This is a genomic window from Deinococcus detaillensis (genome assembly GCF_007280555.1).
Classification (GTDB): domain Bacteria; phylum Deinococcota; class Deinococci; order Deinococcales; family Deinococcaceae; genus Deinococcus; species Deinococcus detaillensis.
Window position 1 is genome coordinate 1 of the sequence record NZ_VKDB01000063.1, and the last position, 3,941, is coordinate 3,941.

The 3,941-nt window shown below is 56.3% G+C and carries 6 protein-coding genes; 1 reads left to right on the forward strand and 5 read right to left on the reverse strand.

Annotated features, from left to right (window positions below; all coding sequences use genetic code 11):
- The coding region (locus FNU79_RS18690; protein ID WP_143722301.1) for a tyrosine-type recombinase/integrase at positions 1 to 543 on the forward strand (543 nt) is incomplete at its 5' end.
- A 254-nt stretch (positions 544 to 797) separates the two neighbouring features.
- On the opposite strand, the gene FNU79_RS19320 is transcribed toward FNU79_RS18690, so the two are convergent.
- The 5 genes from FNU79_RS19320 to FNU79_RS18710 form a co-directional block, all read right to left on the reverse strand.
- A complete protein-coding gene (locus FNU79_RS19320; RefSeq protein ID WP_185974824.1) occupies positions 798 to 944 on the reverse strand; it encodes a hypothetical protein in 147 nt (48 codons plus the stop codon).
- Between the two features lie 9 nt (positions 945 to 953).
- Complete coding sequence (locus FNU79_RS18695) at positions 954 to 1,286, reverse strand: hypothetical protein (protein WP_143722302.1); 333 nt, start codon at positions 1,284 to 1,286, stop codon at positions 954 to 956.
- Positions 1,287 to 1,322: 36 nt separating this feature from the next.
- Positions 1,323 to 2,639 carry a replication initiation protein gene (locus FNU79_RS18700; RefSeq protein ID WP_185974825.1) on the reverse strand — a complete coding sequence of 439 codons (1,317 nt, stop codon included), beginning with the start codon at positions 2,637 to 2,639 and terminating at the stop codon, positions 1,323 to 1,325.
- Positions 2,640 to 2,803: 164 nt separating this feature from the next.
- On the reverse strand, positions 2,804 to 3,244 hold the full coding sequence (locus tag FNU79_RS18705) for a flagellar basal body-associated FliL family protein (RefSeq protein ID WP_143722304.1): 441 nt from the start codon (positions 3,242 to 3,244) through the stop codon (positions 2,804 to 2,806).
- On the reverse strand, positions 3,241 to 3,777 hold the full coding sequence (locus FNU79_RS18710; protein WP_143722305.1) for a hypothetical protein: 537 nt from the start codon (positions 3,775 to 3,777) through the stop codon (positions 3,241 to 3,243). Before FNU79_RS18710 ends, FNU79_RS18705 begins: the two co-directional genes overlap by 4 nt.
- Positions 3,778 to 3,941: the final 164 nt, after the last annotated feature.

The window sequence follows — 3,941 nt, forward strand, 5'->3', positions numbered from 1 at the left end:
GGTGCTTCGGATCCCACCCCACGCTGGGAGAAACGCGCACCCTATACCAAAGCGGAGATCGACACGCTGCTCCAGCATGCTGATCCTCAAGAACGCGTCTACGTGCTGCTCGGTGCCGACTGTGGACTGAGGAACTCGGAGATGTCCTCCTTGCGGCGTGACGACGTTCATCTGAACGGCGAGCAACCCAGGATCACCATTCTGGGCAAAGGGGGACGGCGGCAGTCGGTCGGGCTCTCGCGCCGGGCTGAGCAGGCGCTCAAGATCTGGTTGGCAGCGACGCCGGACTTCGGCCCCTGGGTGTTGAGGCTGAGAAGTCGCAGTGGAATTCGGGATTCACTCGTCAGGTTGTGCCGACGGGCAGGCGTGAAGTACGAGGGCCGCGAAGTGCATGGTCTACGGCATACCGCTGGCACCCGCATGTACAGCGAAACCACCGATTTGCTGGCGGTAAGAGACCACCTCAGGCATAGCAGCACCGAGACCTCAGAGATCTACGTCCAATATGCCAGTAAAGGCAAGATGCTCAACCGTGACTGGTGAGCTATTGGGTGGCTGGAATGAGTTTGCCTCATGTCCAGGTCCGACGTCTGCACGACTCTCCTTCTCAATGGTCTTCTCGGCCTGACGGCGCATCTGGGGGTCATAAATACTGACGCCCCAAGTGGCAAAAAGGTTGGCTTGGATGCTCTTAGCATTGTCAACGGCGGCGGTTTCGTAGTAGTCGTACAGGGTGATCTCCCTGTAAAGCAGCGCCCCCGCTGTCAAAGCCGGGGGCAAAAAGGACGGGGTGGGTTTTAGTTCAGGCCGTCATTCCACGCGCCATCCAAAATACACTGGACGATCAGCTTGCCGATTGTGATGATGACGTGGCGCTCATAGCTGTACAGATCAGGGATGGTGACTTCGCGGCCCACGTGGGCGATGACGTTGCCGTAATTCACGGCATCTTTCTAAGTGGGGCTGATTTGCTGGCCAAAGCTGCCAATGGCCTTGATCGTAAATTCGTGCCTCTTTATGGTGACTCCGTCCCTGCCGGGACATTGAAGCTGAGGGTTTTTTCTGCGGCGAACATCGAAATGGGGAGCTGCGCGATGTACCACGCCGTGAGTTCTCGTCACCTCGGTTTCAGAATTTCTCGCCAGTCCCAGGAATGCCAAACCGTTGATCAAAAATCGCAGAGAGGAGACGTTCTTTATTCTCGATATAGAGATTGAAGTGGGTTTCGGGGCAGTGATCCGGGATTCAAAAAACAGGGCATCCTTCGCGGCCGTGTCGTTTTCCATGCTCAAAGGGAAAGAGTTTGCCATGGGTACGTCAGATCAGGCAGCATTCGGGCGGGCGAGGCGCAAGGTTGGGACATCGGGCCGGGTCAGGTGGTGGTAGGCGTCCTCGTTCAGGGCCTGACGGTGACGCTGAACGGTCCGAACGCAGCAATTGGCCACGGCAGCGATCCACTTCTGGGTAGACGGCGAGCTGGTTTCCCGAAGAATCTGAGCAGCGATGCAGATCCGCTCGGAAATCGGAAGAGAAGGCGACTCTGATCCAGAAGAGGTCTCAAACAGGGTGAGATCAGGATGTACCTCTGTTGTTGTTGTGCTCTGCAGGTTTGCAGAAGTCATGAGATCACGGTGACGTTTCACGCTGCTCAGCGATACACCCGCAAAAGTAGCGATGACCTGCTGAGTCAATCGGTTCGCTGTGTTGGATAGAGCAAAGACAGCCTTTGAGATCAGAGACCGTACCCGTTCCTGGTTGCGTTCGGCACCAAGCCTTCCGCCGTCAGCCATACGCTGGTAGGCTTCTTCCTTGCTCATCTCTTCGCGGTCTTCTCGCTGGACTTTGCTGCGCTTCATGCCGCCAAGAGCAGAGGCTGCGAATCGGTAAGCGTTTTCCCAGGCGTACCAGGCAACCGACTTGGCCACCGATTTCACCTCGTTTGTCGGAAGCGGTTCGTCAAAACCATTCAGGGCATACGCCTTCTGTTCGACATCGAGTTGCCACGTTGGACTGTTCTGTTTTCTTGCAGTCGGGGCGGCAAGGTAAGCCCATTTCCGCAGGTTGTCGAACAGAGTCTGGTTGCGTCCTTCGCCGTGAACGACTTGGGGCTTGATGACCTCGATACCGGGGAGCAGCTCGGCGAGTTCGGTCAACGAATACGGATTGGTGCGTAGAGTGCGGGTACACCAATCACTGTGCAGTGGGTTCTTCACCAAGTTCTGGTTGTACCGGGTGTCGCCGCCAAGCATCGCCGTTAAACGGGCCGCAATGTCCTGATAGAAATCCCAGGGGGTCTTGCGGCCCCTGAAGCCCTCGCCCCAGATCATCACAGGCTTGTCCAGCAGGTAGGTATAGTGCGCGTGGCCATTGACTGGATTCACCATCATGAAGTTCGGTGGCGGCGCTCCAGCATCGATCCAGGCGGCACCGGCTTCACTTGAATCATGATCGATCACGATGCACTGGCGCTCATACGGGTTGTTGGGCTGAATCATCCTGCGCTTCAGAGCAATGTGCCTGAATTCCTGATGCGTGCCGAAGCGCTTCGGATCGTCGCTGCACATCGGCTTGATGGCGAGGCGATCAATGAACAGATCGAGTGGGTTTTGTGGTGTGCCCTGGGTTTTGTTAATATACATAGGAACGCTCATTCGTTCCGCACTCCAGAATCACTGCCCGTGATTGCTGGGGTATTTCATTGCTTGCTGTCCGATGGACGAGCCTCGCAGAACTAAAAGGAGAATGGCCCCGAGGTAGGGCACGTCCCGGCAGGGACAGCAAAGGAGCACAGAGAATTAGCGCTCTATTTGATGCCGATCACGACGTTATCCACCAAGTCATAGATGCAGTAATGCGTCTGTTGGCCATCCGTGTACATGTACTCCAGACTGAAGTAGAGCGGATCGTTGTAGCTGTCCACGGCGTATCCCCAGTCTTTTCCCTGGCGCTTTATCTCGCTCTTGCAGGCGTTCATGACGGTGTTCGTCGTTCCCACTGGTGTGGGCGTGCTGCGCTGACGCAGGCTTTCGTTTCTCATATTTTCCCGAATCTGCTCCAGACTCGGCCCATCAGTCGTATTTTCGGAGGGAGCAGGCTCGGAAACTTGTTGAACCGACTCTTCCGTGGCCGTTGTGCTCATGGGCGCTGTTGTCTTTCCCAAAATGAACCACGCCCCGAGCAGGATGGCAACGGCAATGCTGATGGCCCCTAAAAGAATGGGCTTACCAGCAACAGATTTGATCATGCAGCTCCTTCGGTGAAATTTACAGGACTCAGTCCTCTGGCAATGCGGGCGGCGTCGTAGAGCTTGGCGGCTTCTTCTTCCGTGGCAGCCATACCCAGGAACGTGAGCTTACCGCGCTTCTGGCCGGGCTGTTTGGCCTCGACGATCTGTGCGCCGAAACGGGCTCCTTTGACCATGACGCCGATGTACTTCTTGCCCCGGGCTGCAGGATTACTCTTCCCACTCATGGCTTCGCTGATCTTGTGCGCCATCTTGGCGCGGACTTTCGAGGTGAGGTGCTTGCCGCGCTTGCGGGCTTCGAGGTTGGCGGCGGTGAAATCGAGTGGCTGTTCGTTGATGTGGCACCAGACCATGCCTTCTCCAGCAGGGCGGCCCATGACCCAGCTGGCGAGCGTCTCACTCCTGACCTTTAAGCCGTCCCGATAATTGCGTGAGATGGTGTTGTGGTATCGGCGAAAGGCCATTTTCTGCACCGCCTCGATTCTGTCTTGATCGAGAAAAACCGTAGTGCCGTCCTTGAGTTTGATGATCACCTTATTGATGTCTATCAGCTTACTCCCTTCAGGCCATCTGGTCAACTGTCTAGCCACCTACGCAGTGCTGTTCCTGTGGGGACAGCACTGCGTAGGTGGAAGAAGCGTGGCCGATTTTCAGAATGAGACGACGCGCACGCGAGGCTTAGAATCCTGACTGATTT